This is a genomic window from Octadecabacter dasysiphoniae (genome assembly GCF_021532615.1).
GTDB classification, from domain to species: Bacteria; Pseudomonadota; Alphaproteobacteria; order Rhodobacterales; family Rhodobacteraceae; genus Octadecabacter; species Octadecabacter dasysiphoniae.
Map to the genome: position 1 here is coordinate 774,883 of NZ_JAKGAQ010000002.1, position 24,768 is coordinate 799,650.

Sequence of the window (24,768 nt, forward strand, 5' to 3'; positions counted from 1 at the left end):
ATGGCAGATGGAGCCGGTTTCGGATCGTCCCTGACACCTGCCAAGCCTTTCGGTCTGCGCAACAAAATCATGGCGTCACGTAAGTTCCAAAGTTGGGCGGCGCGGTTCCCGTTGACCCGCCGGTTTGTGCGCCAAGAAGGCGATGCCTTGTTCGATTTGATGGCCGGATTTTGCCATTCACAAATCTTGATGGCGCTTGCTGAATTACAAATTCCCGAGGCCTTATTGGGCGGGCCTGTGGCAGTGGCGGACATTGCCAGCCAAACCAACATTCCGCCCGAACGGTTGCAGGTTTTGTTGCAAGGCGGGGCGTCGATCGGGGTGTTGAAATTGCGCAAAGGCGGTGTCGCGCTGACACGCCGTGGTGCGGCGTTTGCCACGGTGCCCGGGTTGTCTGCGATGGTGCGCCATCACCGTGCGTTTTACCGTGACCTTGAAGACCCTGTCGCGTTTTTCCGAGGGGAGACGACGACCGAACTGGCGGAAATCTGGCCTTATGTTTTTGGGGATACGTCCAACATCGATTCAAAAACTGCGAGCGCCTATTCAGATCTGATGGCCCAAAGTCAGGCGTTGGTCGCGGAAGACACGCTGCGCATGGTCGATGTATCTGGCATCGACACGTTGATGGATGTGGGCGGCGGCACGGGCGCGTTTCTGGTTGCTGTTGGGCAGGTCAATCCGGACGTTAAATTGCGGCTGTTTGATTTGCCGTCCGTGGCACCAGACGCCGCATCGCGATTCGCCCAAGCGGGACTGTCAGACAGAACTGACACCCATTTGGGATCGTTTCGCGAAGACACCTTACCAGAAGGTGCGGATGCGATCAGCCTTATTCGGGTTCTTTTTGACCATTCGGACGACACCGTGCGCGCGCTTTTGGGGAAGGTATATGATGCCCTGCCCGAGGGTGGCCGCCTGATCGTGTCCGAGCCGATGAGCGGCGGAGCGACCCCGAACAAGGCCACTGATGGTTATTTTGCCCTTTATACCATGGCGATGCGGACGGGGCGGACCCGATCCGCAGCCGAGATTGTCAAGCTGGTGACAGAGGCGGGGTTTGGGCAGGTCACATCGCCCAAACCATTGCGCGCCTACGTCACGTCTGTGGTGATGGCGGTAAAGCCAACTTCGACGCTATCTGTCTAATTTTATTGACAGCGTAATGTGTAAGGTTAAACTTACACATGACAGAATGTCGCAATTGAGTCTGTAAGCCTCGGACAGCGACGCACCAGGGAACGAAGATGCATTCAACCGCCGTCATGTTAGAAGGACCCCGCAAGCTGTCGCTTGCTGATGTCCGGCTTGTTGATCCGGGCGCGAATGATCTTGTGGTTGAGATCAAACATTCCGGCATTTCCACGGGTACAGAAAAACTATTTTACACGGGCGAGATGCCGCCGTTCCCCGGAATGGGCTATCCGCTGGTCCCGGGATACGAGGCCGCTGGCGAAGTCGTTGAGGCAAGTGCCGGTTCCGGTTTCAAAGTTGGCGATCATGTTTTTGTGCCGGGCGCGAATTGTTATGATGGCGCGTTTGGTTTGTTTGGTGGATCGTCGTCACGTTTGATCACAGCGCCTGAGCGTGTTTCGCGGATTGATGCTGGTCTGGGTGCGCAGGGCGCGTTGTTGGCTTTGGCCGCAACCGCCCGTCACGCGATGGCCGGACAGGGCAAAACGGTTCCTGATTTGATTGTTGGCCACGGTGTCCTCGGGCGTCTGCTGGCCCGTTTGACGATTGCGGCTGGTGCGCCTGCGCCGACGGTTTGGGAAATTGATGAAACCCGTCAGGCCGGCGCTGTTGGTTATGACGTCATTCATCCCGACGCGGACGAGCGCCGCGACTATCAGTGCATTTACGATGCGTCCGGCAACGGTGCGCTGCTGAATGATCTGGTTGGGCGCATCGTTAAGGGCGGTGAGATTGTTCTTGCCGGCTTCTACACCCAGCCTTTGAATTTCGCATTTCCGCCGGCCTTTATGAAAGAGGCGCGGTTCCGGATTGCTGCGGAATGGAATGCTGACGATTTGATCGCCACGCGCGCGCTGGTCGAAGGCGGCGGGCTGTCACTGGACGGACTTATTACACACGAACGTAACGCTGCGGATGCGTCGGATGCCTACGAACAGGCGTTCACCGACCCCGCTTGCCTTAAAATGATCCTCGATTGGAGTGCTATTCAATGAAAGACGAAATCCCGAACCTGAAGGACTTCGATCAGCGGCTTCGTGATGAGGCAAATGAAGACGCGACGCTTGAGGTGCCGCAGGGTGAACCCACGTCCAAGACACAGATCATTGCGATTTATGGTAAGGGCGGGATCGGTAAATCCTTCACGCTCGCCAACCTCAGCCACATGATGGCAGAGCAGGGCAAACGCGTGTTGTTGATCGGGTGTGATCCGAAATCCGACACCACATCGCTGCTGTTTGGCGGTAAAGCCTGCCCGACGATTATTGAAACATCGAGCAAGAAAAAGCTTGCGGGTGAAGAAGTGAAAATCGGCGACGTTTGCTTTAAGCGCGGCGGTGTTTTCGCGATGGAGCTTGGTGGGCCCGAGGTTGGCCGTGGTTGCGGCGGACGTGGCATTATCCACGGGTTTGAATTGCTTGAAAAGCTGGGGTTCCACGATTGGGATTTCGATTACGTCCTTCTCGATTTCTTGGGCGACGTCGTGTGTGGTGGCTTTGGTCTGCCAATCGCGCGGGACATGGCGCAAAAGGTTATCCTTGTCGCGTCCAACGATTTGCAGTCGCTTTATGTGGCCAACAACGTGTGTTCCGCCGTGGAATATTTCCGCAAGCTGGGCGGCAATGTCGGCGTTGCGGGCCTCGTGATCAACAAGGATGACGGATCAGGTGAGGCGCAGGCGTTTGCCAAGGCTGTTGATATTCCGGTCCTTGCGTCGATTCCGCAAAATGATGATTTGCGCAAGAAATCGGCGAACTATCAGATTGTTGGCACGGCTGAATCCGAGTGGGGCGATATGTTTGCCGCCCTTGGTGACAATGTTGCGGTCGCCCCGCCAATGCGCCCGTCTGCCCTGAACCAAGACGAACTGCTTGAGCTGTTTGACGGGTCCGAAACCGGTGCGGGATACGAATTGGTCCCCGCGACTGACATGGATATGCGCGGCAAGAACGCAGAGCCGAAAGCATCGTTGGAAGTGGTCTATGATGATGCATGATCCTGTTAAATCCGTCAGCGCGGCATTCGATCTGAAGTCCCGATTGACCGACAGTCTTGTTCACGGCGCAAAAATCTTGACCGAAGCCACGCGCAGTTCCACCGAGCAGACTAGCAAGCGGTTGTCTTGCAGCGCAGAGGCGACCACGCGATCGCGCGGGCTGATGGATAAGTTGGTACACGTTAAATGACCGAAACGCGGGATACATATCGCGTTGCCTACGATGAGGCGGGGGAGGTCGAAGTGGTTTCGGCCCCTGACGCCGTTCTGGATGCGGAATCCGAAAAACTGGGCTGTCATTCCGGTACTGAAATGGCCGATGCCGCACGTGCTGCCGGCCAGTCCGAGATCATGGATCAATTCGCCAAAGATTATCCCATGGGCCCCCACGACCGCCCGCAATCCATGTGCCCTGCATTCGGGTCGTTGCGTGTAGGTTTGCGGATGCGGCGCACGGCGACGATCCTGTCCGGTTCTGCCTGTTGTGTGTACGGCCTGACGTTCGTGTCCCATTTCTACGGTGCGCGTCGTTCTGTTGGCTATGTGCCGTTCAATTCTGAAACCCTTGTTACGGGGAAACTGTTCGAGGACATCCGCGAGAGCGTGCATGACCTTGCTGACCCAGAGAAATTAGACGCCATTGTAGTGACGAACCTTTGTGTACCGTCGGCGTCCGGTGTTCCGCTTCGGCTCTTGCCGAGCGAAATCAACGGCGTGCGCATCGTCGGGATCGACGTGCCGGGCTTCGGTATTCCGACCCACGCTGAGGCCAAGGATGTCTTGGCCGGTGCGATGCTGAATTACGCCCGTACCGAGATTGAGGCAGGCCCTGTTGCGGCCCCCGCATCCGGTAAATCCGATCGCCCGCAGGTCGCGTTACTGGGTGAAATGTTCCCCGCTGATCCGATGATGATCGGTGCGATGCTGGCCCCGATGGGTCTGGCCGCTGGGCCGGTTGTGCCCTGCCGTGAATGGCGTGAACTCTATGCCGCGCTTGATTGTGGTGTCGTTGCGGCGATCCACCCGTTTTATACTGCAAGCGTCCGTGAATTTGAGGCCGCTGGCCGCAAGGTTGTCGGTTCGGCCCCCGTTGGCCGCGATGGCACGATGACGTGGCTTGCCAATATCGGGGAGGCCTATGACGTCCCCAAAGATCAAATCGCTGCTGCGCAAAACGCGTTTTTGCCTGCGATTGATGGTGCGCTGCAGGGTGCCCGTGTGAATGGCACGATCACTGTGTCTGGCTACGAGGGTTCCGAACTCCTGGTGGCGCGTCTGTTGATCGAAAGCGGGGCGAATGTTCCGTATGTTGGTACGGCTTGTCCCAAGACGGCGTGGAATATTGCCGACAAAGAATGGCTTGAGGCTAAGGGTGTGAAGGTCAAATTCCGCGCGTCATTGGAAGATGACTGCGCGGCGATGGAAGCGATCCGCCCTGATTTGGCGATTGGCACGACGCCTGTTGTTCAAAAGGGCAAAGAGCTGGGCATTCCGTCCCTGTATTTCACCAACCTGATTTCGGCGCGTCCGCTTATGGGCCCTGCTGGTGCCGGGTCTTTGCAAGAGGTCGTGAATGCGGCCATGGGTAACAAGGCCCGCATGGATCATATGCGCGAATTCTTTGAAGGCGTGGGCCATGGTGACACGGCTGGCGTTTGGGAAGGATCCCCCAACGTGCGGGACGATTTCCGCGCCTTGAATACAAAGAAACTTGAACGTGCCGCGAAAGCCGCCAAAGCAGCGGAGATGATCTGATGCTCGTTCAGGATCATGATCGCGCGGGCGGATACTGGGGCGCTGTTTATGCGTTCTGTGCTGTAAAGGGTTTGCAGTGCGTTATCGATGGTCCGGTGGGGTGCGAAAACCTGCCTGTGACGTCTGTGTTGCATTATACCGATGCTTTGCCGCCCCACGAATTGCCTATTGTGGTGACAGGTCTTGGCGAAGAAGAACTAGGCCGTGATGGCACCGAAGGCGCGATGAAACGTGCTTGGGACACGCTTGATCCTGCATTGCCTGCGGTTGTTGTGACCGGTTCGATTGCTGAAATGATCGGCGGGGGCGTGACCCCTGCGGGCACCAACATCCAACGCTTTTTGCCGCGCACCATTGATGAAGACCAGTGGGAAGCAGCGGACCGTGCGATGACGTGGATCTTTACCGAATTTGGGATGACCAAGGGTCGTATGCCGAAAGAAGTGAAGCGCGAAGATCATGATCTGCCGCGCGTCAATATTCTTGGGCCAATGTATGGCACGTTCAATATGCCGTCCGATCTGGCGGAAATCCGTCGTTTGGTTGAAGGCATTGGTGCCGAAGTGAACATGGTCATGCCGCTTGGCGCGCATGTCGCTGAAATGCGCAATCTGGTGAACGCCGACGTGAACATTTGCATGTATCGCGAATTCGGGCGCGGGCTGTGCGAGGTTTTGGACAAGCCGTATTTACAAGCGCCGATCGGTATTGAGAGCACGACAAAATTCCTGCGCAAGCTGGGTGAGTTGCTGGGCCTTGACCCGGAGCCGTTCATCGAGCGTGAAAAACATTCCACCATCAAACCCGTTTGGGATTTGTGGCGGTCCGTGACGCAGGACTTTTTTGCGACGGCGTCTTTCGCGGTGGTGGCGAATGAAACCTACACACGCGGGATGCGAAAATTCCTTGAGGATGATCTTGGCCTGCCCTGTGCGTTTGCCGTGGCGCGGACCCGCGGCAAGAAGACCAACAATGATCAGGTGCGCGCGGACATGCATGCCAAACGCCCGTTGATCGTGTTCGGGTCGATCAACGAAAAGATGTATCTGGCCGAGATGAAGGCGGGCTTTGGCCCATCACCGACGTTCATCCCTGCAAGCTTCCCCGGTGCTGCGATCCGCCGTGCGACAGGCACACCGTTTATGGGCTACGCTGGCGCGACCTACATGGTCCAAGAAGTCTGCAACGGACTGTTTGATGCGCTGTTCCACATCCTGCCTTTGGGCACGGACATGGACGCCGCCGAGGCCACACCAACAAATCTGCGACGTGATTTCCCGTGGGACGAGGACGCCGCGCGCGCCTTGGACGCGATTGTCGCAACACACCCCATTCTGACCCGTATTTCAGCAGCAAAAACGCTGCGCGATGCGGCTGAGAAATCTGCGTTGGAGGACGGCGCAGAACGAGTGGTCCTTGAGACCGTTCAAAGATTGCAACCTGCCAATGGAGGGCAAAACGCATGACCGACTTTACCAACAACAGCCAATCAGAACCGCGCAGCACCAATGCGGCGAAACGTGAATATGGCGCGTACTTCGCGATCATATTTATGGCGTGCCTGCCTTTGGCGCTGTTCACGTGGATTTTGTTCACGGCCCGTAATTTCCGCCTGCCTGAGAAAGACCCGGTGCAAGCCGCATGGTCCCAGGCTGGTATTATCACACCGATGATCTTCAACGCCTGAAGTCTTTCGGACACCAATTCGCTGACCCTTTCCGGGGAACGTGATGCAGGACAGGGGATGAGCCCCTGTCGTAGCCCTGTCGCGGGGAATACGCGGCGTTAGTTTTTGTAAGGAGTATATTACATGGCTGACAAAACTGATCTGTCCTTCACAGGTCTCACTGACGAGCAAGCCCAGGAGCTGCATTCGGTGTACATGAGCGGGTTTACGGTTTTCACAATCGTAGCCGTCGTTGCTCACGTTCTCACCTATATCAAGCTTCCTTGGTTCGCTTGGTAAAGGAGTCCTAAGCAATGGCACAGTTTTACAAGATCTGGCTGATCTTTGACCCCCGTCGCGTTTTCGTGGCGCAGGGTGTTTTCCTCTTCTTGCTGGCTGCGATGATTCACCTCGTCCTGCTCAGCAATCCGGAAACCAACTGGTTTACCCAAGCGTTCGGCGCAATGGAATAAGCCAGCTGCACACAGCTGACTGAAGATAGTCGCGGGCGGGCCGTTCACCGTTTCGCCCGTGGCAAACCAACCGACAGAACCGGCGACATGAACGCGATCGCGCCATGCCGCATTATAAGGAGTTTGAAGATGGCAATGCTCACCTTCGAAAGAAAATACCGCGTCCGAGGCGGGACGCTGGTCGGCGGTGATCTGTTCGACTTTTGGGTGGGGCCGTTTTACGTCGGCTTCTTCGGGGTCACGACATTTTTCTTCGCCGCCCTTGGCACGATACTGATTTTCTATGGGGCCGCATTGGGCGACACATGGAATCCCTGGTTGATTTCGATCAACCCACCGTCGCTTGACGTTGGCCTTGGCATGGCGCCACTGGCCGAAGGCGGGCTTTGGCAAATTATCACAATCTGCGCGATTGGTGCCTTCGTAAGTTGGGCCCTGCGCGAGGTGGAGATCTGCCGCAAGCTGGGCATGGGATATCACGTTCCGGCTGCATTCGGTGTGGCGATCTTTGCCTATGTGACGCTGGTGGTGATCCGCCCCGTCCTGATGGGCGCATGGGGGCATGGCTTTCCGTACGGGATTTTCAGCCACCTCGATTGGGTGAACAACGTGGGCTATGCCTACGGTAACTTCCACTACAACCCGGCGCATATGATCGCGATCACGTTCTTCTTTACGACGTGTTTTGCACTGGCGCTGCACGGATCGCTTGTTTTGTCTGCGGTGAACCCCGCCAAAGGCGAAGAGGTGAAATCACCGGACCACGAAGACACCTATTTCCGTGATCTGATCGGTTATTCGATCGGGCCATTGGGCATCCACCGCTTGGGCTTGTTCCTCGCGCTGAGTGCAGGTTTCTGGAGTGCGATCTGTATCGTGATTTCGGGCACCATCTGGTTCGATGAATGGATCGTGTGGTGGTATGGCTGGGTCGACCTTCCGATCTGGATTGACCTTGAAGGAGGCGTCAATGGCTGAGTATCAAAACATCTTCACTCAGGTGCAGGTCGCTGGACCGCCTGAGATGGGCATGGGTGAAAACCTTGCGGGTGCGCGTTCGAACGGTGCGACGATATCCAAGCTGGCAGGCCTGTTTGGCAATGCGCAGATTGGTCCTATCCACCTTGGGATGTTCGGTGTCATTTCGATGATCACCGGTCTGATCTGGTTCGTCATCATCGGGTTCAACTTTTGGGCGCAGGCTGGTTGGTCTCCGGGCGTTTTTGCCCGCGATCTGTTCTGGTTTTCGCTTGAGCCGCCATCGCCCGAATACGGTCTTGGCTTTGCGCCGCTGGCCGAAGGCGGTTGGTGGTTGATTGCCAGCTTCTTCTTCCTTGTCAGTTTGTCATGCTGGTGGATCCGCACCTATTTGCGGGCCGAAGAACTGGGCATGGGCAAACACGTTGCGTGGGCTTTTGCCTCTGCGTTGTGGCTGGTCCTTGTGTTGGGTCTGTTCCGCCCCATTCTGATGGGATCATGGTCTGAGGCTGTGCCTTACGGCGTGTTCAGCCATCTTGATTGGACGAACCTGTTTTCGATCACTTACGGCAACCTGTTCTACAACCCGTTCCACGCGCTTAGCATTGCGTTCCTTTATGGATCCGCCCTGTTATTTGCGATGCACGGTGCGACGATCCTCGCGGTGTCCCGTTTCGGTGGCGAACGTGAGATCGAACAGATCGTGGACCGTGGAACAGCTTCTGAACGCGCTGCTTTGTTCTGGCGCTGGACGATGGGTTTCAATGCAACGATGGAAGGTATCCACCGTTGGGCATGGTGGTTCGCAGTTCTGACAACGCTGACTGGCGGTATCGGAATTCTGCTGACCGGCACGGTTGTCGACAACTGGTACGTGTGGGCCCAGCTCCACGGCTACGCACCGATGTAATCGAGAGGATAGTTACATGAGCGATCAAGACCAAAACGACTATCTGCGCACAAGCAATGGTGACTTTCGCCTTACGGCGGACGTGACGGCCCTGATGTTGAAGGGTGCGGGCTATGCCGCGATCTTCTGTCTGGTGCTTGGCCTTGCCTACGCCGTGTTGATCGGGATTTCGAACGTGCTGCCGGAAGACAGCAAGTTTGCACCTGATCCAACACCGACGTCGATGATGATCATCGATGCCGATGGCACGCGCACACTGATCTGAGGATGAGGGCGGGATAGCCCCCGCCCGCCTCACCCGGAGTTTGGGCCCTGTTCCCTGGGTCCAAGCGTCAGAATGTTTGTCTAGGCGGGCATTCTGGTTCCCTTCCTGTTGGCTACAGGAAATCGGTGCCGTGGGAGTTTACGCTTCCACGGCATCACTCGTTTCAGGGAACATTTCTAGGGAACCTATTGAGGAAAAATTGCCATGACCGACCGCCCCCACACCCCGACGTTGAACCGCGTGAACATCCCCGCCGACCTGAAGGGGCTGACAGACATTGAACTGAAAATGCTGGCGGATGAGTTGCGGTCAGAGGTCGTTTCAGCGGTGTCGGAAACCGGTGGTCATTTAGGGTCATCCTTGGGTGTGGTTGAAATGACGGTCGCCTTGCACGCGGTGTTCAACACCCCCCACGACAAGATCGTTTGGGACGTGGGCCACCAGTGCTATCCGCACAAGATTTTGACAGGACGGCGCGACCGTATCCGCACGTTGCGCCAAGAAGGCGGGCTGTCCGGTTTTACCAAACGCGCGGAGTCTGAATATGATCCGTTCGGCGCGGCGCATTCATCTACGTCCATTTCTGCCGCGTTGGGGTTTGCCACAGCGCGTGACCTTGGCCAGAACACGGGCGATGCGATTGCCGTGATCGGCGACGGATCAATCTCGGCCGGTATGGCGTATGAGGCGATGAACAATGCCGGATCCGAAGGGCGACGCATGTTTGTGATTTTGAACGACAATGAAATGTCGATTGCCCCGCCTGTCGGCGCGATGAGCAAATATCTGAGCGGTCTTGGCGCCGAAGCCTTTGGCGGCATTCAGAAGATGGCCGAAGGGTTCGAGGATGCATTGCCCGGCCCGATCCGTGATCACGCGCGGCGTGCACGGCAATTGGTGACGGGCGCTGTTGGTGGATCTGCGACGTTGTTCGAAGAACTTGGCTTTGAGTACATGGGCCCGATTGACGGGCATGATATGGGCCAACTTCTAACGGTTTTGCGTGCGGCACGGACCCGTGCAACCGGACCGGTTTTGATCCATGCGTGTACCGTAAAGGGCAAGGGATATGGCCCCGCTGAAGGGTCAGACGACAAATACCACGGCGTCGCGAAGTTTGATGTTGCCACCGGAACACAAAAGAAATCGCGCCCCAACGCGCCGAGCTATACGAAGGTGTTTGGGGAAACCTTGGTGAAAGAGGCTGAAATAGACTCTGGAATCGTTGGCATAACCGCCGCGATGCCGTCGGGCACGGGCATGGATATTTTTGGCAAGGCGTTTCCCAAGCGGATGTTTGACGTTGGGATCGCGGAACAGCACGCGGTTACGTTTGCTGCGGGTCTGGCGGCGTCTGGGTCAAAGCCATTTGTCGCAATTTACAGCAGCTTTTTGCAACGGGGCTATGACCAGATCGTGCATGACGTTGCCTTGCAGAACCTGCCTGTCCGGTTTGCTGTGGATCGCGCCGGTTTGGTTGGCGCGGATGGCCCAACCCATGCAGGTGCGTTCGATATCGGTTATTTAGCGGCCCTGCCGAATATGGTTGTGATGGCCGCCGCGGATGAGGTTGAACTGATGCATATGGTGGCGACCGCCGCCGCCTATGACGACGGGCCAATCGCGTTTCGATATCCCCGTGGTGAAGGCGAAGGCATGGAAATGCCGGAGCGGGGCGAGGTTCTGGAAATCGGCAAAGGCCGCGTTGTGCAAGACGGCAGCGATGTCGCGCTGCTGTCCTTTGGTGCCCACCTCGGTGAGACTCGCCGCGCTGCGCAACTTCTTGAGGCGCAAGGTGTGAGCGTCACGATTGCTGACGCGCGGTTTGCCAAGCCGCTCGATATGGGTTTGATCCGTAAGTTGGTGAAGTCCCACCGCGCTGTGATCACAATTGAGCAAGGGTCCGTTGGTGGTTTTGGTGCGATGGTTCTTCAGACGCTCGCCAACGAAGGGATGCTTGGTGATAGCCAGCTGCGCACCATGACGTTGCCAGACCGGTTTATTGATCAGGCCGCACCGGATGCGATGTATGCAGATGGTGGTTTGTCTGCCGTGGATATTGCGGCGATGGCGTTAGAAGCGGCGGGCATCGACGCGTCAAAATCCAAAACTAAGGTGTAACAGAGTCGATTATTCGCCAGCTTGCGCAATATTTGCGTGGTTGGCGATCACGAGGTCGAGGTGATCAGCGAGGTAAATACGCAGCCAAGCTGTATACATCTCGGGGTGGCGCGCGACCTCAGCCGCGAGGTCGTAAATATTGACCCAACGGGTTTCCATAACTTCATCGGGATTAAGTTTCATCTGTAGGGTGCGCGCAGAGGCGGGCGCGACGAACAAATCCACCACTTCGTGTTCAATCATGCCACCGCCAACGTCAGCGCGGTATTCAAGTTGGTCACGGTAGACGGGATAGACCCCTTTGATGCCAAGTTCATCATCAAGTCGGCGCACAGCACAAGTCGCGGAATCTTCATTCCAAAGGGGATGGGTGCAGCAGGTGTTCGCCCACAGACCAGGCGTGTGATATTTCGACAGCGCACGACGCTGGATCAGCACGTTTTTCCCGTCCATCACGAAGACAGACACGGCTTTGTGCTTGATGCCTTTTAAATGCGCCTCAAGCTTGTCGATCGGCGTTAGCTGACCGTTCACCCAGGCCGGGATCATCGTCATCAGACGTGGTTAGGCCGCACAAGGCCTGTCAGATGGCTAAGGTTTTTGATGCCGATTTTGAGGTGTGCCATGGGGCGGGCCTTTACGAGTTTCTTGTTCATATAGGCCTCAAACGTCAGGCGTTGCACGTCGACATCATGACATAGGGACACGAACCGTTCGCGGCGTTCGTCGGATTTATAATATGCGTCTTGCATGGAGCGCAGGACGCGGAAGACCATTTTATGTTCTTTCATGAAGGCTTTGCGGGCAAGTTTCAGATCGCGGACCTTGGAGGATGCCAGACAGGCCAGACACGCCTCTGCGGCGACGCGGCCACCGACCATGGCGTAATAGATGCCTTCGCCAGATGACGGCGCAACAACACCAGCCGCATCACCCGCCAGCACGACGTCGCGGCCGTTGTCCCAACGATCAAGCGGCTTTAACGGGATGGGCGCGCCTTCTTTGCGGATGGTTTTACAGTCTGTCAGGCCAGAGGACGCGCGCAGTTTTGCGGTCGCGTCTTTCAGATCGACGCCATCGACTTCGGTGCCCATGCCGACGCTGCATTGCGCGCCGTGGGGAAAGACCCAGCCGTAAAAATCGGGGCTGATCGTGCCATCATAAATCACATCACAACGCATCGGGTCGTAGCTGTCGTTTGCGGCCGGGGCTTCGATGATTTCGTGGTAGGCGATAACGTACGGAATCGTGTCGCCGCCGGGAACTTCTTGTGCGCCAACTTTGGAGCGGGCCCCGTCTGCACCAATGATCAGCTTGGTCGTCAGCGCCATTTCATTGCCACTGATTTTATCGCGGTAGATGACGTGCGTGCCTTTGTCATCGCGATCAATCCGAACGAAGGTTCCGGTGTAGCGATGTGCGCCAGCTGTCTTGGCGCGCACCCGCAAGAATTCGTCGAAATGTTCGCGATCGACCATACCGACGTATCCGTTTTCAATAGGGATATCGACGTGGCGTTGCGTCGGGGAAATCATGCGGGCTGTATTCACACGGCACACGATCTGTTCGTCAGGAATATCGAAATCCGTGATCAAACGGGGCGGAACTGCGCCGCCACATGGCTTGATCCGCCCGTCACGGTCGATAAACGCAACGGTCTTACCCGCCTCAGCGAGGTCCGTTGCAGCGGTCGCACCGGATGGGCCGCCCCCGACAATAACAACATCATACATGTTCATTCTCCTGGAACGAGGGAGGAGCCCGTGGGCATCCTGTCCATAACTTTAGTGGCGAGGAACGCCGCGAATACGAAAAGCAAGGCTTCCAAGACAAACACCGAACCGAAGGCGGTGGCGTCGTTGGATTGTGTGCGGGCGATGTCGACGAAGGCGGCACCGGTCAACCCGCCAAAGCCCGCGGCGATGGCCTGCGCGGCGCCCCAAAGGCCCATGCGGGTGCCTTCACGGCGCTCCCGACCTTCGCCGGCTAATGACATCATTGATCCGATCGCGGCGACAGCAAACATGCCATTGAAGAACCCTAAGGCGACGACAACGGGGAGAAGAAGGGTCGGGAGGGCGGCCGTGCCGATAAAGGACAGCGCCGCAAGCGACAGCGCAGAGCCGAGGCAGCCTGCAATGACCCAATTGCGCAATGACCCGAATTTCAGGCCAGTCGCTGCAATGCCAACCAGTAGCATGCCCATGAACACGCCGCCGTTTTGCGCACCAGACAACGACGTGGATTCGCCCGGCGTAAGGCCAAACACGAGGCCTGCGTAAGGTTCAAGGATCAGTTCCTGCATGAAATATGCGGTCATCGACAGGAATACGAAGATGGTGAAGCGGCGCGCGCGATCTTCGGCCCAGACTTCCGCAAGGCCTTGGCGAAATGGTGTTGGATCCGGTTCGCGTTCCGCCTGAACGGTGCGTTCAATGCCCCAGACGGCAAGGGCCGTCAGCAGTGTCGCGATCACGCAGACTGCGCCGACGAGTTGGAGGAGGAGTTTGGGGGAATAGGGATCAAGCATATTGCCAATAATAGTGGCAGTCACCGCGATCCCGAATATCATCATCAACCAGGTGATAGTTGCGGCTGCTGCACGGCGCTGCGGGGCGGTGGCCGTGGCAAGCAAGGCCAGCAGGGACGTCCCTGATGCGCCGACGCCCACACCGATAAGGGCATATGCGATGATCGAAACCACAAGACCAACCCAGTAGTTCGCCGCAAGAAGCGGCACGCCGAGAGCCGCAAGGAACCCGCCAAGGCCAAGAATCGCCATACCGCCAATGATCCAGCGAGTGCGTTTGCCGCCTGTATCGGACTTGTGACCCCAGCTTGGGCGGCTAAGTTGAATGGAATAATGCAGCGCCACCAGCAAGCCCGGAAGAACAGCCGGAAGTGCCAATTCAACCACCATCAGGCGGTTTAGGGTCGATGTTGTGAGAACGACAATCGCGCCAAGACACATTTGCACAAGGCCGAGCCGCACGATTTGGAACCATGTGAGTTTCATGTAATCAGCCCCCTTAAGGCGACGGCGGCGACCATCATGCCGCTGATGTAGAACAGGACTCCGGTGCCATTATACCAAGGCGCTTTGCCTTTTGGATCGCGCATCATGATGGACATGGCCCAAATTTGTGCAGCGAGCAGTGCGGTGATGAGGGCTGCCTGAATTGGGCGATCCCAGAGGAGCAGCAGCGTGATCACAACGACTTGTGGGATGGCCATGATCCAACAGGCGACTTTGGCCGCGCGATCCGGGCCGAGGGTGACGGGGAGGGAATTGACGCCCATCTGGCGGTCGCCTTCAAGCGCTTTGAAATCATTGAGGGTCATGATGCCATGTGCGCCGACGCCATAAAGGACAGCGATGACGACAATGCGCAGATCTGGTGCGCCCGCGGAAAGCACGACAGCGCCGGTGATCCACGGCAGGGTTTCATAGGACAAACCCACAAGACCAGGACCCCACCAGCCCGACCGTTTCAGACGGATCGGTTCAACCGAATAAGCCCACGCCGCAAGAACACCCACCACTGTGGCGGCAAACCCCCACGGCCCAAGGGCGGCACCGACAAGCAAGGATAGCGCAGTCATGGCCAGCGCGATCCATAGCCCCCAACGACCCGGAATGCGACCGGACGGAATGGGGCGATCAGGTTCGTTGATTGCGTCAACGTGGCGGTCACACCAATCATTCGCCGCTTGTGACATGCCGCAGACAATCGGACCCGCGAGGATAATGCCTAGCAAAACAAGCGACCAGTTCTGAAGTGGGGACACGCCTGACGACACTGTTCCACACAAATATGCCCACATCGGCGGGAACCACGTGATCGGTTTAATCAGGCGGAGCATCGCAGTGGGTTCGGGGAACTTCCCTGTTCGTATGGTGGGGCTAACACTCATACTGTCAAGATAGAGTTACAGTGTGCGAGTCGGCAAGTGTAAATTCAAGTTTACAGGTTTGGGTGGCGCAGATTCCTGCTGCAACCGCGAGACCTGAACAGAATTGGTGGATCAGTCGTTCTTGTTGAGCAGCGTATACTTGCGCAGTTTCACATAAAGCGACTGGCGCGACAGGCCGAGCATTTCTGCGGCGGCGACACGATTGTTCGATGTCAGTTCAATCGCGGTTTCGATACACATCCGTTCAACGACATCGGTGGTTTCTGCGACGATTTCCTTGAGGGTCGCGGAGCCCACGAGTTCCATCACCGATTTTACGTTCTCTTCGCCCACAGGCGCTGGTGACACCCGCACGGCATCTGCACGGGACGCATCCCGCAGGATAAACGCATAGCCGGGGTTTTCGGAGTGGTTCAGATAGGTCGCTGAAATTTCCACGGTGCGTGATGCGCCATAATTTCCCGTAATCTTAGTAGAATAGAGTCGAATATGCCCGCTGCGCGCCGCATTATCGAGAAGAACACGCAGGTCGACATGGCCACGGTGCAAATAATCGCCAAGCGAGTGGCCTTTAACATTCAAAGAATGAGTGACGTCGGTCAGTTCCAAAAATGCTTCGTTAACAGAGACGATAGCACCTTCGGCGTCCGTGAAGGCGATGGCATCCGCGCCTTGTTCAAACAAACCATTGAGGTTGCGCGGCAGCGCGTCGGACATTGCGTTTTCGCCGGCGTTTTGATCGATACGGCACAGCAACATCCGTTCGCCCGATGCCCTGAACAGGATCGGATACAGGTGGACGTTTTTGCCGCCTTTACGCGTTTGAGCCGGCACGCTTGTCGTGCCTTCGGCGACGGCGGCTGCGGACAGTGCATCCATCATTTCGCCTTTGCGGCGACCGTCGAATTCTTGCGCAAAGGCTGACCCTGTCAGATCGTTGCGATCACGGCCCAAAAGACGCGCAGCGAGGGTATTTGCCTCAACCACACGGCCGGACCCTTGGGCGATAAAGATAAATGCATCGCGGGTTGATTCCATGAGAACGTGGAAGCGGGTGTCGTATTCGCGCTGCTGTTCGTAATCCTGTTCAAGCGCCATCTGGGCCTTGACCAGTTGTTGCTGCATTTCCGAAATCGGGCGCAAGTCGCGCCCGAGCATCAGGATTGACCCATCAGGCCCAACGCGGTGGAACGTGTAATTGACCGGAAAGCCCCAATCGCGCAATTCATCTGTATGGTTCAGCTGCGTTGGTTGCGGCGTTGTTTCACCAGCCAGAAACGTGCGCAGGGCGCGGTCGAATTTAGGGACGCTTTCAGACAACAAAACAGTGCGGATGTCGCGATGTTCCCAGTCCGAGATATTTTCGAATGAATCACTGTCCGGGCTCGTCAGAATTGACGCGATCTGACCGGTTTCATCCACAACAAGAGCGATATCCGCGAGCGCAGAAATGATGTCACCCAACATTTCAGGTGCAAGCAGGGGAATGGCCCCGGTATCCCAATATTTGGTGCCCCGAGGAGTCATCGGGCCACGTCTTCCATCGGCCCGTGTACCATACTCTAAGTCCGCCGTTCTGTGTGACGCGTTTCGTTTGGCGTCACGGTTGTTATTCCGCAATGTTCAAGTGCCTTCAGAGGGTCGTTTGTCGTGTAGTCCGCACCTGTCAGGGATTGAACATCAGCGTCTTGATCCAAAATGTTGCCGCCGATGATGATCGGCGGGCAGATTGAGGAGGACTGACGTACAACATCCACACATTCTTTCAGGGAATCAAGGCTTTCGGAGGAACTGGCAGAAATTAGCGCAGCATCGAAGCGTGTTGTTACAAAGATGGCGCGCAGCTCTTGCGAGGTGGCGCCCATTGCGAGCCGTACTGATAGGCCCAGTCGGCGCAATTGCCCGCAAAGCACCATGGCGCCCAATGTGTGAAATGGGTCTTTGGCAATAATCGCGACCACGCCTTTGTCGTCGTTGGGGTCTTCGGAATAACCGTGGGATGCCCAATCGGCACCCAGTGTGCGCAAAGATGCTTGTAGGCGTGCGGTGCCAATCGTGACTCGCGCAAAGCTGAGAGTGTCATCACACCAATCATCGCCCATCTGCCGTGCGGCATAGGGTATATAGATACAGGCGATCGATTCAGCGGGAATACCCGCCTCGAGCATTTGGTTGATCACCTCTGGAACGGGGTTATGGCTGCTTTCGGCTGCGGCATCGCGAAGACGGGTGCCAACGTCTGGATCAAAATCCTGGGCAGCTTTGGCGTTGCGTTCAGCAACAAGTGACAGGGCTTTGGTGGCAAGGGCGTCAACCGAGGGGCTTTTGACAGCGCCTAGCGGGTCTGTACGATTTGTCCTGGACTGCTCTGCCATCGTAAACTCCGATCTGATCGGAGATGGAAGAGGGATGCCCTTCCATATGTAAACCAATCAACACACCTATTGTCCGTTACGAGGACTTTAATGTCAAAGGTAATTGACATTTGACCCCGTACTCGGTGGATGGTCGCATCAAAATAAGCCTAAAATAAGAGAAAACAGGAAGGTTTTGCAAAGTCTGACACATTGAAAGTGTAAACCCTGACAGTGTAAATCTAAATTGACACATATGGGATTCGCCGCGTAGTCTTAACAGGCAAGACACGACAGGGAACGCGATTCTATGCGGCATAGCCAAACGCCACAGTCCGGGAAAACCCAGCTTTATACGACCGATGAACGCGCCCGCCGGGACGCGACGATCTGGACGTTGATCCAAGGCATTCTTGCGCCCATTCAGTTTGTGGTTTTTCTTGTCTCATTGGTGTTGGTTGTCCGCTATTTGAGCACGGGCAACGGATACGCCGTGGCGGCGGATAGTGTCGTTGCCAAAACCGCCCTGTTGTACTTGATTATGATCACCGGCGCGGTCTGGGAAAAAGTTGTGTTCGGGCAGTATTTGTTTGCGCCCGCGTTCTTTTGGGAAGACGTGTTTAGCTTTGCTGTGATTGCGCTGCATACCCTTTATATCATTGGGCTTTATGGCACGAACTGGTCACCGACGACGTTGATGATTATCGCCCTTGCGGCCTATGCGACCTACGTCGTGAACGCTGGGCAATTTATCTGGAAATTACGCCGTGCGCGACTGGATGCAGAGGTGGTGGTATGACCTATATTCCTACCCCTCCAACGGGCGGCGGATGCCGTACCGCGCCGGTCCTAAAAGAGAGAGGCCAGCGCGAGGTTTTTTGCGGTTTGACGGGGATTATCTGGCTTCACCGCAAGATGCAGGATGCGTTCTTTTTGGTTGTTGGGTCGCGCACGTGTGCGCATCTTTTGCAGTCCGCTGCCGGGGTTATGATTTTCGCCGAACCACGATTCGCGACGGCCATTCTGGAAGAGGGTGATTTAGCCGGTCTGAAGGATGCACAAGACGAGCTGGACGCCCAGGTTGACAGATTGCTGGCCCGACGGCCTGACATCAAGCAGCTATTCCTTGTGGGGTCTTGCCCGTCCGAAGTGATCAAGCTCGATCTTGCGAAAGCTGCTGAACGGCAGTCGCAAAAGCACGGGCCAAACGTTCGCGTGTTGAATTATTCCGGTTCGGGAATCGAAACGACATTTACCGAAGGTGAGGACGCCTGCCTTGCGTGCATGGTTCCGGTGTTGCCGGAAACAGACAAGCGCCAGTTGGTCGTCGTTGGCGCGCTGCCGGATGTTGTCGAAGATCAGATGCTGGATCTTCTGCGCGATCTTGGGATTGATACGGTGCGGTGTTTGCCGACGCGCACTGCCGCCGATGAATTGTCAGTGGGCCCGAACACGGTGTTTGCGCTGACGCAGCCGTTTTTGGGTGAAACCCACGCCGCATTGCTGCGCCGTCATGCCCGCCATTTGCCTGCACCTTTCCCGTATGGCGAAGAAGGGACGACTGCGTGGCTCGCGGCGATTGCACATGAGTTTGATGTGGATGCCGAGACGTTCGCCCGTGTGACGGATGCACCCCGCGCCCGTGCGCGCGCTGCGGTTGCGAAGGCGTCCGAGGCTTTGCGCGGCAAGTCGGTGTTTTTCATGCCCGACAGCCAGATGGAAATTCCGTTGGCTCGTTTTCTTGCGCGTGAATGCGGGATGCAGCCGATCGAAGTCGGTATGCCATATATCCATGACGCAATTCACGGCCCTGATATGGATCTGCTGCCCGCGGGCCCGCAGATTTCTGAAGGTCAGGATGTCGATAAGCAATTGGATCGCGCCCGCGCCGCACGCCCTGATCTGACAGTGTGCGGTCTTGGCCTTGCTAATCCGCTCGAGGCCGAAGGGCTGACAACCAAGTGGGCTATCGAATTGGTCTTCACGCCCGTACATTTCTACGAACAGGCAGGTGATCTTGCCGGTTTGTTCAGCCGCCCTGTGCGCCGCCGCAATATCCTTGGTCTGGAGGCAGCAGAATGAAGCTGTCGGTCTGGACATACGAGGGCCCACCCCATGTTGGCGCCATGCGCGTTGCGACTGGGATGAAAGGTTTGCATTACGTTTTGCATGCGCCGCAGGGCGATACCTACGCCGATCTGTTGTTCACGATGATCGAACGCCGCAATCACCGCCCACCTGTGAGTTATACGACATTCCAGGCCCGCGATTTGGGTGAGGATACGTCACATCTGTTCAAAGATGCGTGCCGCGATGCTATCGCGCGTTTTAACCCAGAAGCGATCATTGTTGGTGCGTCGTGTACGGCTGAGCTGATTCAGGATGATCCCGGCGGTCTGGCCGAGCGGATGAATTTCGACATCCCCGTCATCGCGCTTGAACTGCCCAGCTATCAGCGCAAAGAAAACTTTGGCTGTGACGAGACGTTCTTTCAGATTGTCCGCCACCTTGCCAAACCGATGGAACGCACAAAGCGTGTGACTTGTAATCTAATTGGGCCAACTGCCCTTGGATTCCGTCACCGTGATGACATCGAAGAACTGACAGGGTTGCTGTCAGACATGGGCATTGACGTAAACGTTTGCGCCCCGATGAATTCCACGCCGTCCGACATCGCCCGCATGGGTGCCGCGCATTTCAATGTTTTGATGTACCCCGAAACCGCAGAAGCCGCAGCGCGCTGGTGTGAAAGCAACCTTGACCAGCCCTATACAAAGGTCGTGCCGATTGGTGTTGGCGCAACCCGCGATTTCATTGCTGAAGTGCGCGAGATTACGGGCCTTGCGTGTAACGCCGATGACAGCCGTTTGCGCCAGCCATGGTACGCCGCAAGCGTCGATTCAACGTATCTGACCGGCAAGCGCGTTTTCATCTTTGGTGATGGCACGCATGTTAAGGCCGCAGCGCGGATCGCGCGTGATGAAATGGGGTTCGAGGTCGCGGGAATTGGATGTTTCAACCGGGAAATGGCCCGCGATATTCGTAAAGTCGCCAAAGAATACGGCGTCGAGGCGTTGATCACGGATGATTACCTTGAGGTCGAAGAAGCGATTGAAAAGATCCAGCCAGAAATGATCCTTGGAACGCAGATGGAACGCCACATCGGCAAGCGTCTGGGCATTCCTTGCGCTGTCATTTCTGCCCCTGTCCACGTTCAGGATTTCCCTGCCCGCTATTCTCCGCAGATGGGGTTTGAGGGCGCGAATGTGATGTTTGATACGTGGGTTCACCCGCTTGTCATGGGCCTCGAAGAACACCTGCTGCACATGTTCCGCGACGATTTCGAATTCCACGATGATGCGGGTGCGTCCCATCACGGTGGCCAAGCGAAAGAGCGTGTCGCAGAAGCCGAGGCCGTCCAGACTGTAACGGACGATAATGTGATCTGGCTGGCCGATGCGGAAAAAGAATTGCGGAAAATCCCGTTCTTTGTGCGTGGTAAGGCGCGCCGGAACACCGAAACTTTTGCGGCTGAAAAAGGCCTGCATGAAATCTCCAAAGACACTTTGTATGAGGCGAAAGCACACTTTGCGCGATGAAGTGACATATCCTGATTACCGCGTGGCGATTATCACGTTGGACCAGCACACCGCTGGCCCAATTGCACGTGTGTCGCCCAAGCTGGCTGCGGAATTCCTGGGGCTGCGTGTGGATGTGTTTGCCGCGGCTGAGTGGGAAAATGATCCGGCGTCGCAGAAATCGGCGCAAGATGCAGTCGCCAAGGCAGATATTGTCGTGAGCACGCTGTTGTTCCTCGAAGACCACCTGAACGCGATTGTGCCTGTAATGGCGGCGCGGCGTGCTGATTGTGACGCCTTCGTCGGTGTGGTGACGGACGCGAGCATTGTGCAGCTGACCAAAATGGGCGAGCTGGACATGTCCAAGCCTGCGTCCGGCCCGATGGCGTTGTTGAAAAAGCTGCGGCCTGCAAAATCGCACGACACAGCGTCTGGCGCAAAAAAGATGAAGATGCTGCGCCGTCTTCCCAAAATTCTCAAACTGATCCCTGGTAAGGCACAGGATTTGCGCAACTGGTTCTTGTGCATGCAGTATTGGCTGGGCGGATCTGACGAGAATATCGAACAGATGTTGCGCATGCTGTTGTCGAAGTATTCCAGCCGCGCTGATTGGCGTGGAATTTCTGTGCAGGCGCCCATCGAATATCCCGAAGTCGGCATTTATCACCCAGAACTACCTGATCATGGGATCAGCACGGATATTTCTGATTTGCCCAAGATCAATGGCCCCAAGGTCGGGGTGTTGATGCTGCGGTCGTATATCCTTGCGGGGGATACGGCGCATTACGATCGCGTCATTCGCGCGTTTGAAGAAAAAGGGATGCAGCCGATCCCCGCTTTCGCTGGCGGTCTTGATGGGCGTCCTGCGATGGATGCGTATTTTGATGGTATCGATACGATGGTGTCGTTGACCGGATTCAGTCTTGTCGGTGGACCTGCGTACAATGACAACGACGCGGCGATTTCGGCCCTCACTGATCTTAACGTCCCCTATATCAATGCGCAGCCGCTCGAGTTTCAGACGCTTGGCCAATGGGCCGAGTCTGCGCAGGGTTTGGGGCCCGTTGAAACCACAATGCTTGTTGCGTTGCCCGAAATTGATGGCGCGTCTAACCCGACTGTATTCGCGGGGCGGCATGGGCCGCAGGGCTGTCAGGGTTGTGCGCACATGTGCGCACCGCAAAGCGACCAAAAGACAATGGCCCCTTGTTTTGAGCGCATTGACGCCCTTGCGGAGAAGACCCAGCGGATGGCGAATCTGCGACGCAAACAGAATGCCGATAAAAAGGTTGCCGTTGTCCTATTCGGCTTTCCACCCAATGCGGGGGCTGTCGGCACGGCGGCGTACCTGAGCGTGTTTGAAAGCCTGTTCAACACCCTGACCCGTATGAAACGTGACGGGTACGATGTGGATGTACCCGCAGATGTGGATGCATTGCGTGCTATCGTTCTAAAAGGAAACGCGCAGCAATACGGGCAAGAGGCGAATGTTGCCGCCCACGTTAGCGCAGATCATATCGTCGGACATACGCCGTATCTGGATGACGTTGAGGCTGTTTGGGGTCCGGCCCCCGGCAAGGTGCAATCAGACGGTCGCGGAGTGTTTATTCTTGGCGCACATTTCGGCAACGTGTTTGTCGGCGTGCAGCCTACCTTCGGCTATGAGGGCGATCCCATGCGCCTGTTGTTTGAAACGGGATTTGCCCCGACTCATGCGTTCACGCAGTTCTATCTGTGGCTCCGCAACACCTACCAAGCTGATGCGGTTTTGCATTTTGGTATGCACGGCGCGTTGGAATTTATGCCCGGCAAACAGGCGGGTATGGGGGCGCAGGACTGGCCTGATCGGTTGATCGGTGAGATGCCGAACATCTACCTTTACGCGGCAAACAACCCATCCGAGGCCACTTTGGCGAAGCGTCGGTCTGGTGCAATAACCGTCACGCATTTGACGCCGCCGTTGCAGTCTGCGGGCCTATATAAAGGTTTGGCAGAGCTGAAAGATTCATTGGGTCGCTGGCGTGCAATGCCTGCCGATGATGCGGCCCGCGCCGAGTTGGAGGCACTGATTTGCGTTCAAGCTGACGCCGTTGACATGGACGGATCCAAGCCCGACCAGCTGTGGCTTTCTTTGTTGGACACCGAGGACGCGCTGATCCCTGATGGTTTGCACATCGTCGGGGCACCAATGGATGATGCGGCCCTTGATGGCATGCTTGACCTGATGGAATTTGCAACGCCCGCAGACCGTGCTGATGCCCGTGCAAAGATGCGCAGCGATGGTGAACTGGACGGGTTGATGAAAGCCCTGTCCGCGAAATTCATCGCACCTGTGCCAGGTGGTGACGTGATCCGTTCACCCGATATTTTGCCGACTGGCCGCAACATTCACGCGTTTGATCCGTTCCGTATGCCCACGGCATTCGCGATGAACGATGGTGTGAAGCAGGCCGATCTTTTGATCGAAACCCATGAAAGCCTGCCGCGCACGGTGGCCTTGGTTTTATGGGGGTCGGACAATATAAAATCTGATGGCGTGCCGATTGCGCAAGCTTTGTCACTGATGGGTGCGACGCCGCGGTTTGATGATTATGGCCGTTTGTGTGGCGCTGATCTAATCCCGCTGGCTGAATTGGGCCGCCCGCGCGTTGACGTCATCATGACGTTGTCCGGTATTTTCCGTGATCTGCTTCCATTGCAAACGCGGATGCTGGCCGAGGCTGCGTACAAAGCGGCGATGGCGGATGAGCCGCTTGATCAGAATTATGTGCGTGCCCATGCGCTGGCCTATGCGAATGAAATGGGGTGTGACATGGAAGCGGCGTCCTTGCGTGTGTTCTCAAACGCTGAGGGTGCCTACGGGTCCAACGTCAATTCCTTGGTCGATAGTTCCTTGTTCGATAACGAAGACGAATTGGCGGACGCCTATGAAGCGCGCAAATCCTTTGCTTACGGCATGGACGGTAAGGCCACCAAAAACCCGAGCCTGTTGCAAGCCGCGTTGAAAGACGTCGATGTCGCCTATCAGAACCTCGAGAGTGTTGAGCTGGGTGTAACCACGGTTGACCATTACTTTGATACACTCGGCGGGATCGCTCGTGCGGTGAAACGCGCCAAGGGTGGCGATGAAGCCGCCGTTTATATTGGTGATCAGACGCGCGGCGCGGCGAAGGTGCGTACCCTGAAAGATCAAGTCGCACTGGAAACACGCAGCCGCGCGTTGAACCCGCGCTTCTTTGAGGCACTGCTTGATCATGGCCACGAAGGCGTGCGCCAGATCGAAGCGCATATCACGAATACTCTGGGATGGTCCGCCACGACGGGGCAGGTCGATCCGTGGGTCTATCAGAAACTGAGCGAAACATTCGTGTTGGACGAAGAAATGCGTGAACGGCTGGCGGCGTTAAACCCGCAGGCGTCGGTTCGCATGGCAAGCCGCCTTCTTGAGGCAAGCGACCGGGACTACTGGCAACCGGATGAACAAACACTGGCAGATCTTCAGGACGCAGCCGACGCCCTAGAAGACCGCCTCGAAGGTATTGCGGCTGAATAGCCGGAAAGGG

At 56.6% G+C, this 24,768-nt stretch carries 22 protein-coding genes; 16 read left to right on the plus strand and 6 right to left on the minus strand.

Features of this window, described 5'->3' with window-relative positions:
• The 12 genes from L0664_RS10745 to dxs all read left to right on the plus strand — a co-directional run bounded on the left by L0664_RS10745 (nt 1) and on the right by dxs (nt 11,358).
• On the plus strand, nt 1-1,149 hold the full coding sequence (locus L0664_RS10745; protein ID WP_336247104.1) for a methyltransferase: 1,149 nt from the start codon (nt 1-3) through the stop codon (nt 1,147-1,149).
• 98 nt (nt 1,150-1,247) lie between these two features.
• A complete protein-coding gene (bchC, locus tag L0664_RS10750) occupies nt 1,248-2,189 on the plus strand; it encodes a chlorophyll synthesis pathway protein BchC (protein WP_235225812.1) in 942 nt (313 codons plus the stop codon).
• Complete coding sequence (locus L0664_RS10755; protein ID WP_235225813.1) at nt 2,186-3,190, plus strand: chlorophyllide a reductase iron protein subunit X; 1,005 nt, start codon at nt 2,186-2,188, stop codon at nt 3,188-3,190. The genes bchC and L0664_RS10755 overlap by 4 nt, the downstream gene beginning before the upstream one ends.
• Before the next feature lie 186 nt (nt 3,191-3,376).
• On the plus strand, nt 3,377-4,945 hold the full coding sequence (bchY, locus tag L0664_RS10760) for a chlorophyllide a reductase subunit Y (protein ID WP_235225815.1): 1,569 nt from the start codon (nt 3,377-3,379) through the stop codon (nt 4,943-4,945).
• Nucleotides 4,945-6,411, plus strand: coding sequence for a chlorophyllide a reductase subunit Z (bchZ, locus tag L0664_RS10765; protein ID WP_235225817.1), 1,467 nt, complete (start codon nt 4,945-4,947; stop codon nt 6,409-6,411). Before bchY ends, bchZ begins: the two co-directional genes overlap by 1 nt.
• A complete protein-coding gene (pufQ, locus tag L0664_RS10770) occupies nt 6,408-6,632 on the plus strand; it encodes a cytochrome PufQ (RefSeq protein WP_235225818.1) in 225 nt (74 codons plus the stop codon). The genes bchZ and pufQ overlap by 4 nt, the downstream gene beginning before the upstream one ends.
• Before the next feature lie 123 nt (nt 6,633-6,755).
• Nucleotides 6,756-6,911 (plus strand): light-harvesting antenna LH1, beta subunit, encoded by a 156-nt coding sequence (gene pufB, locus L0664_RS10775; RefSeq protein ID WP_235225819.1) that lies wholly within the window; start codon nt 6,756-6,758, stop codon nt 6,909-6,911.
• A 14-nt stretch (nt 6,912-6,925) separates the two neighbouring features.
• Nucleotides 6,926-7,084, plus strand: coding sequence for a light-harvesting antenna LH1, alpha subunit (gene pufA, locus L0664_RS10780; RefSeq protein ID WP_235225821.1), 159 nt, complete (start codon nt 6,926-6,928; stop codon nt 7,082-7,084).
• Between the two features lie 129 nt (nt 7,085-7,213).
• Nucleotides 7,214-8,062, plus strand: a complete 849-nt coding sequence (gene pufL, locus L0664_RS10785) for a photosynthetic reaction center subunit L (RefSeq protein WP_235225822.1) — start codon at nt 7,214-7,216, stop codon at nt 8,060-8,062.
• Complete coding sequence (pufM, locus tag L0664_RS10790) at nt 8,055-8,972, plus strand: photosynthetic reaction center subunit M (protein WP_235225823.1); 918 nt, start codon at nt 8,055-8,057, stop codon at nt 8,970-8,972. Before pufL ends, pufM begins: the two co-directional genes overlap by 8 nt.
• Before the next feature lie 16 nt (nt 8,973-8,988).
• Nucleotides 8,989-9,237, plus strand: a complete 249-nt coding sequence (gene pufX / locus L0664_RS10795) for an RC-LH1 core complex protein PufX (RefSeq protein WP_235225825.1) — start codon at nt 8,989-8,991, stop codon at nt 9,235-9,237.
• Nucleotides 9,238-9,441: 204 nt separating this feature from the next.
• Complete coding sequence (gene dxs / locus L0664_RS10800; RefSeq protein WP_235225827.1) at nt 9,442-11,358, plus strand: 1-deoxy-D-xylulose-5-phosphate synthase; 1,917 nt, start codon at nt 9,442-9,444, stop codon at nt 11,356-11,358.
• A gap of 9 nt (nt 11,359-11,367) precedes the next feature.
• Here dxs and L0664_RS10805 read toward each other — a convergent pair whose 3' ends face one another.
• From L0664_RS10805 to L0664_RS10830, 6 genes are all read right to left on the minus strand, one after another.
• On the minus strand, nt 11,368-11,916 hold the full coding sequence (locus tag L0664_RS10805; RefSeq protein WP_235226184.1) for an isopentenyl-diphosphate Delta-isomerase: 549 nt from the start codon (nt 11,914-11,916) through the stop codon (nt 11,368-11,370).
• A complete protein-coding gene (locus L0664_RS10810) occupies nt 11,913-13,091 on the minus strand; it encodes a geranylgeranyl diphosphate reductase (protein ID WP_418888028.1) in 1,179 nt (392 codons plus the stop codon). The genes L0664_RS10805 and L0664_RS10810 overlap by 4 nt, the downstream gene beginning before the upstream one ends.
• A 2-nt stretch (nt 13,092-13,093) precedes the next feature.
• Entirely contained in the window at nt 13,094-14,374 is a 1,281-nt protein-coding gene (locus L0664_RS10815; RefSeq protein WP_235225831.1) for a BCD family MFS transporter, read from the minus strand.
• Nucleotides 14,371-15,273, minus strand: a complete 903-nt coding sequence (chlG, locus tag L0664_RS10820; protein ID WP_235225833.1) for a chlorophyll synthase ChlG — start codon at nt 15,271-15,273, stop codon at nt 14,371-14,373. Before chlG ends, L0664_RS10815 begins: the two co-directional genes overlap by 4 nt.
• Before the next feature lie 111 nt (nt 15,274-15,384).
• A complete protein-coding gene (gene ppsR, locus L0664_RS10825) occupies nt 15,385-16,740 on the minus strand; it encodes a transcriptional regulator PpsR (RefSeq protein WP_235225834.1) in 1,356 nt (451 codons plus the stop codon).
• 95 nt (nt 16,741-16,835) lie between these two features.
• Nucleotides 16,836-17,648, minus strand: coding sequence for a hypothetical protein (locus L0664_RS10830; protein WP_235225836.1), 813 nt, complete (start codon nt 17,646-17,648; stop codon nt 16,836-16,838).
• 289 nt (nt 17,649-17,937) lie between these two features.
• Between L0664_RS10830 and bchF the strand changes: the two genes are divergently transcribed.
• The 4 genes from bchF to L0664_RS10850 are packed head-to-tail and all read left to right on the plus strand — an operon-like array spanning nt 17,938 to nt 24,758.
• Nucleotides 17,938-18,426: a 2-vinyl bacteriochlorophyllide hydratase gene (bchF, locus tag L0664_RS10835; RefSeq protein WP_235225837.1), complete on the plus strand. Its 489-nt coding sequence runs from the start codon at nt 17,938-17,940 to the stop codon at nt 18,424-18,426.
• Nucleotides 18,423-19,709: a ferredoxin:protochlorophyllide reductase (ATP-dependent) subunit N gene (locus L0664_RS10840; protein WP_235225838.1), complete on the plus strand. Its 1,287-nt coding sequence runs from the start codon at nt 18,423-18,425 to the stop codon at nt 19,707-19,709. Before bchF ends, L0664_RS10840 begins: the two co-directional genes overlap by 4 nt.
• Nucleotides 19,706-21,226, plus strand: a complete 1,521-nt coding sequence (gene bchB / locus L0664_RS10845) for a ferredoxin:protochlorophyllide reductase (ATP-dependent) subunit B (RefSeq protein ID WP_235225839.1) — start codon at nt 19,706-19,708, stop codon at nt 21,224-21,226. The genes L0664_RS10840 and bchB overlap by 4 nt, the downstream gene beginning before the upstream one ends.
• Nucleotides 21,198-24,758 (plus strand): cobaltochelatase subunit CobN, encoded by a 3,561-nt coding sequence (locus L0664_RS10850; protein WP_235225840.1) that lies wholly within the window; start codon nt 21,198-21,200, stop codon nt 24,756-24,758. Before bchB ends, L0664_RS10850 begins: the two co-directional genes overlap by 29 nt.
• Nucleotides 24,759-24,768: the final 10 nt, after the last annotated feature.

Bases quoted from the DNA above. Each gene is read 5' to 3' on its own strand.
- L0664_RS10745 (WP_336247104.1), top strand. From the start codon at position 1: ATGGCAGATGGAGCCGGTTTCGGATCGTCCCTGACACCTGCCAAGCCT.
- L0664_RS10815 (WP_235225831.1), bottom strand. From the start codon at position 14,374: ATGAAACTCACATGGTTCCAAATCGTGCGGCTCGGCCTTGTGCAAATG.
- dxs (WP_235225827.1), top strand. From the start codon at position 9,442: ATGACCGACCGCCCCCACACCCCGACGTTGAACCGCGTGAACATCCCC.
- pufM (WP_235225823.1), top strand. From the start codon at position 8,055: ATGGCTGAGTATCAAAACATCTTCACTCAGGTGCAGGTCGCTGGACCG.
- L0664_RS10840 (WP_235225838.1), top strand. From the start codon at position 18,423: ATGACCTATATTCCTACCCCTCCAACGGGCGGCGGATGCCGTACCGCG.
- pufB (WP_235225819.1), top strand. From the start codon at position 6,756: ATGGCTGACAAAACTGATCTGTCCTTCACAGGTCTCACTGACGAGCAA.
- pufX (WP_235225825.1), top strand. From the start codon at position 8,989: ATGAGCGATCAAGACCAAAACGACTATCTGCGCACAAGCAATGGTGAC.
- pufL (WP_235225822.1), top strand. From the start codon at position 7,214: ATGGCAATGCTCACCTTCGAAAGAAAATACCGCGTCCGAGGCGGGACG.
- pufQ (WP_235225818.1), top strand. From the start codon at position 6,408: ATGACCGACTTTACCAACAACAGCCAATCAGAACCGCGCAGCACCAAT.
- bchZ (WP_235225817.1), top strand. From the start codon at position 4,945: ATGCTCGTTCAGGATCATGATCGCGCGGGCGGATACTGGGGCGCTGTT.
- L0664_RS10830 (WP_235225836.1), bottom strand. From the start codon at position 17,648: ATGGCAGAGCAGTCCAGGACAAATCGTACAGACCCGCTAGGCGCTGTC.
- bchC (WP_235225812.1), top strand. From the start codon at position 1,248: ATGCATTCAACCGCCGTCATGTTAGAAGGACCCCGCAAGCTGTCGCTT.
- chlG (WP_235225833.1), bottom strand. From the start codon at position 15,273: ATGAGTGTTAGCCCCACCATACGAACAGGGAAGTTCCCCGAACCCACT.
- bchF (WP_235225837.1), top strand. From the start codon at position 17,938: ATGCGGCATAGCCAAACGCCACAGTCCGGGAAAACCCAGCTTTATACG.
- L0664_RS10810 (WP_418888028.1), bottom strand. From the start codon at position 13,091: ATGTATGATGTTGTTATTGTCGGGGGCGGCCCATCCGGTGCGACCGCT.
- pufA (WP_235225821.1), top strand. From the start codon at position 6,926: ATGGCACAGTTTTACAAGATCTGGCTGATCTTTGACCCCCGTCGCGTT.
- L0664_RS10755 (WP_235225813.1), top strand. From the start codon at position 2,186: ATGAAAGACGAAATCCCGAACCTGAAGGACTTCGATCAGCGGCTTCGT.
- bchY (WP_235225815.1), top strand. From the start codon at position 3,377: ATGACCGAAACGCGGGATACATATCGCGTTGCCTACGATGAGGCGGGG.
- ppsR (WP_235225834.1), bottom strand. From the start codon at position 16,740: ATGTTGGGTGACATCATTTCTGCGCTCGCGGATATCGCTCTTGTTGTG.
- L0664_RS10850 (WP_235225840.1), top strand. From the start codon at position 21,198: ATGAGGCGAAAGCACACTTTGCGCGATGAAGTGACATATCCTGATTAC.
- bchB (WP_235225839.1), top strand. From the start codon at position 19,706: ATGAAGCTGTCGGTCTGGACATACGAGGGCCCACCCCATGTTGGCGCC.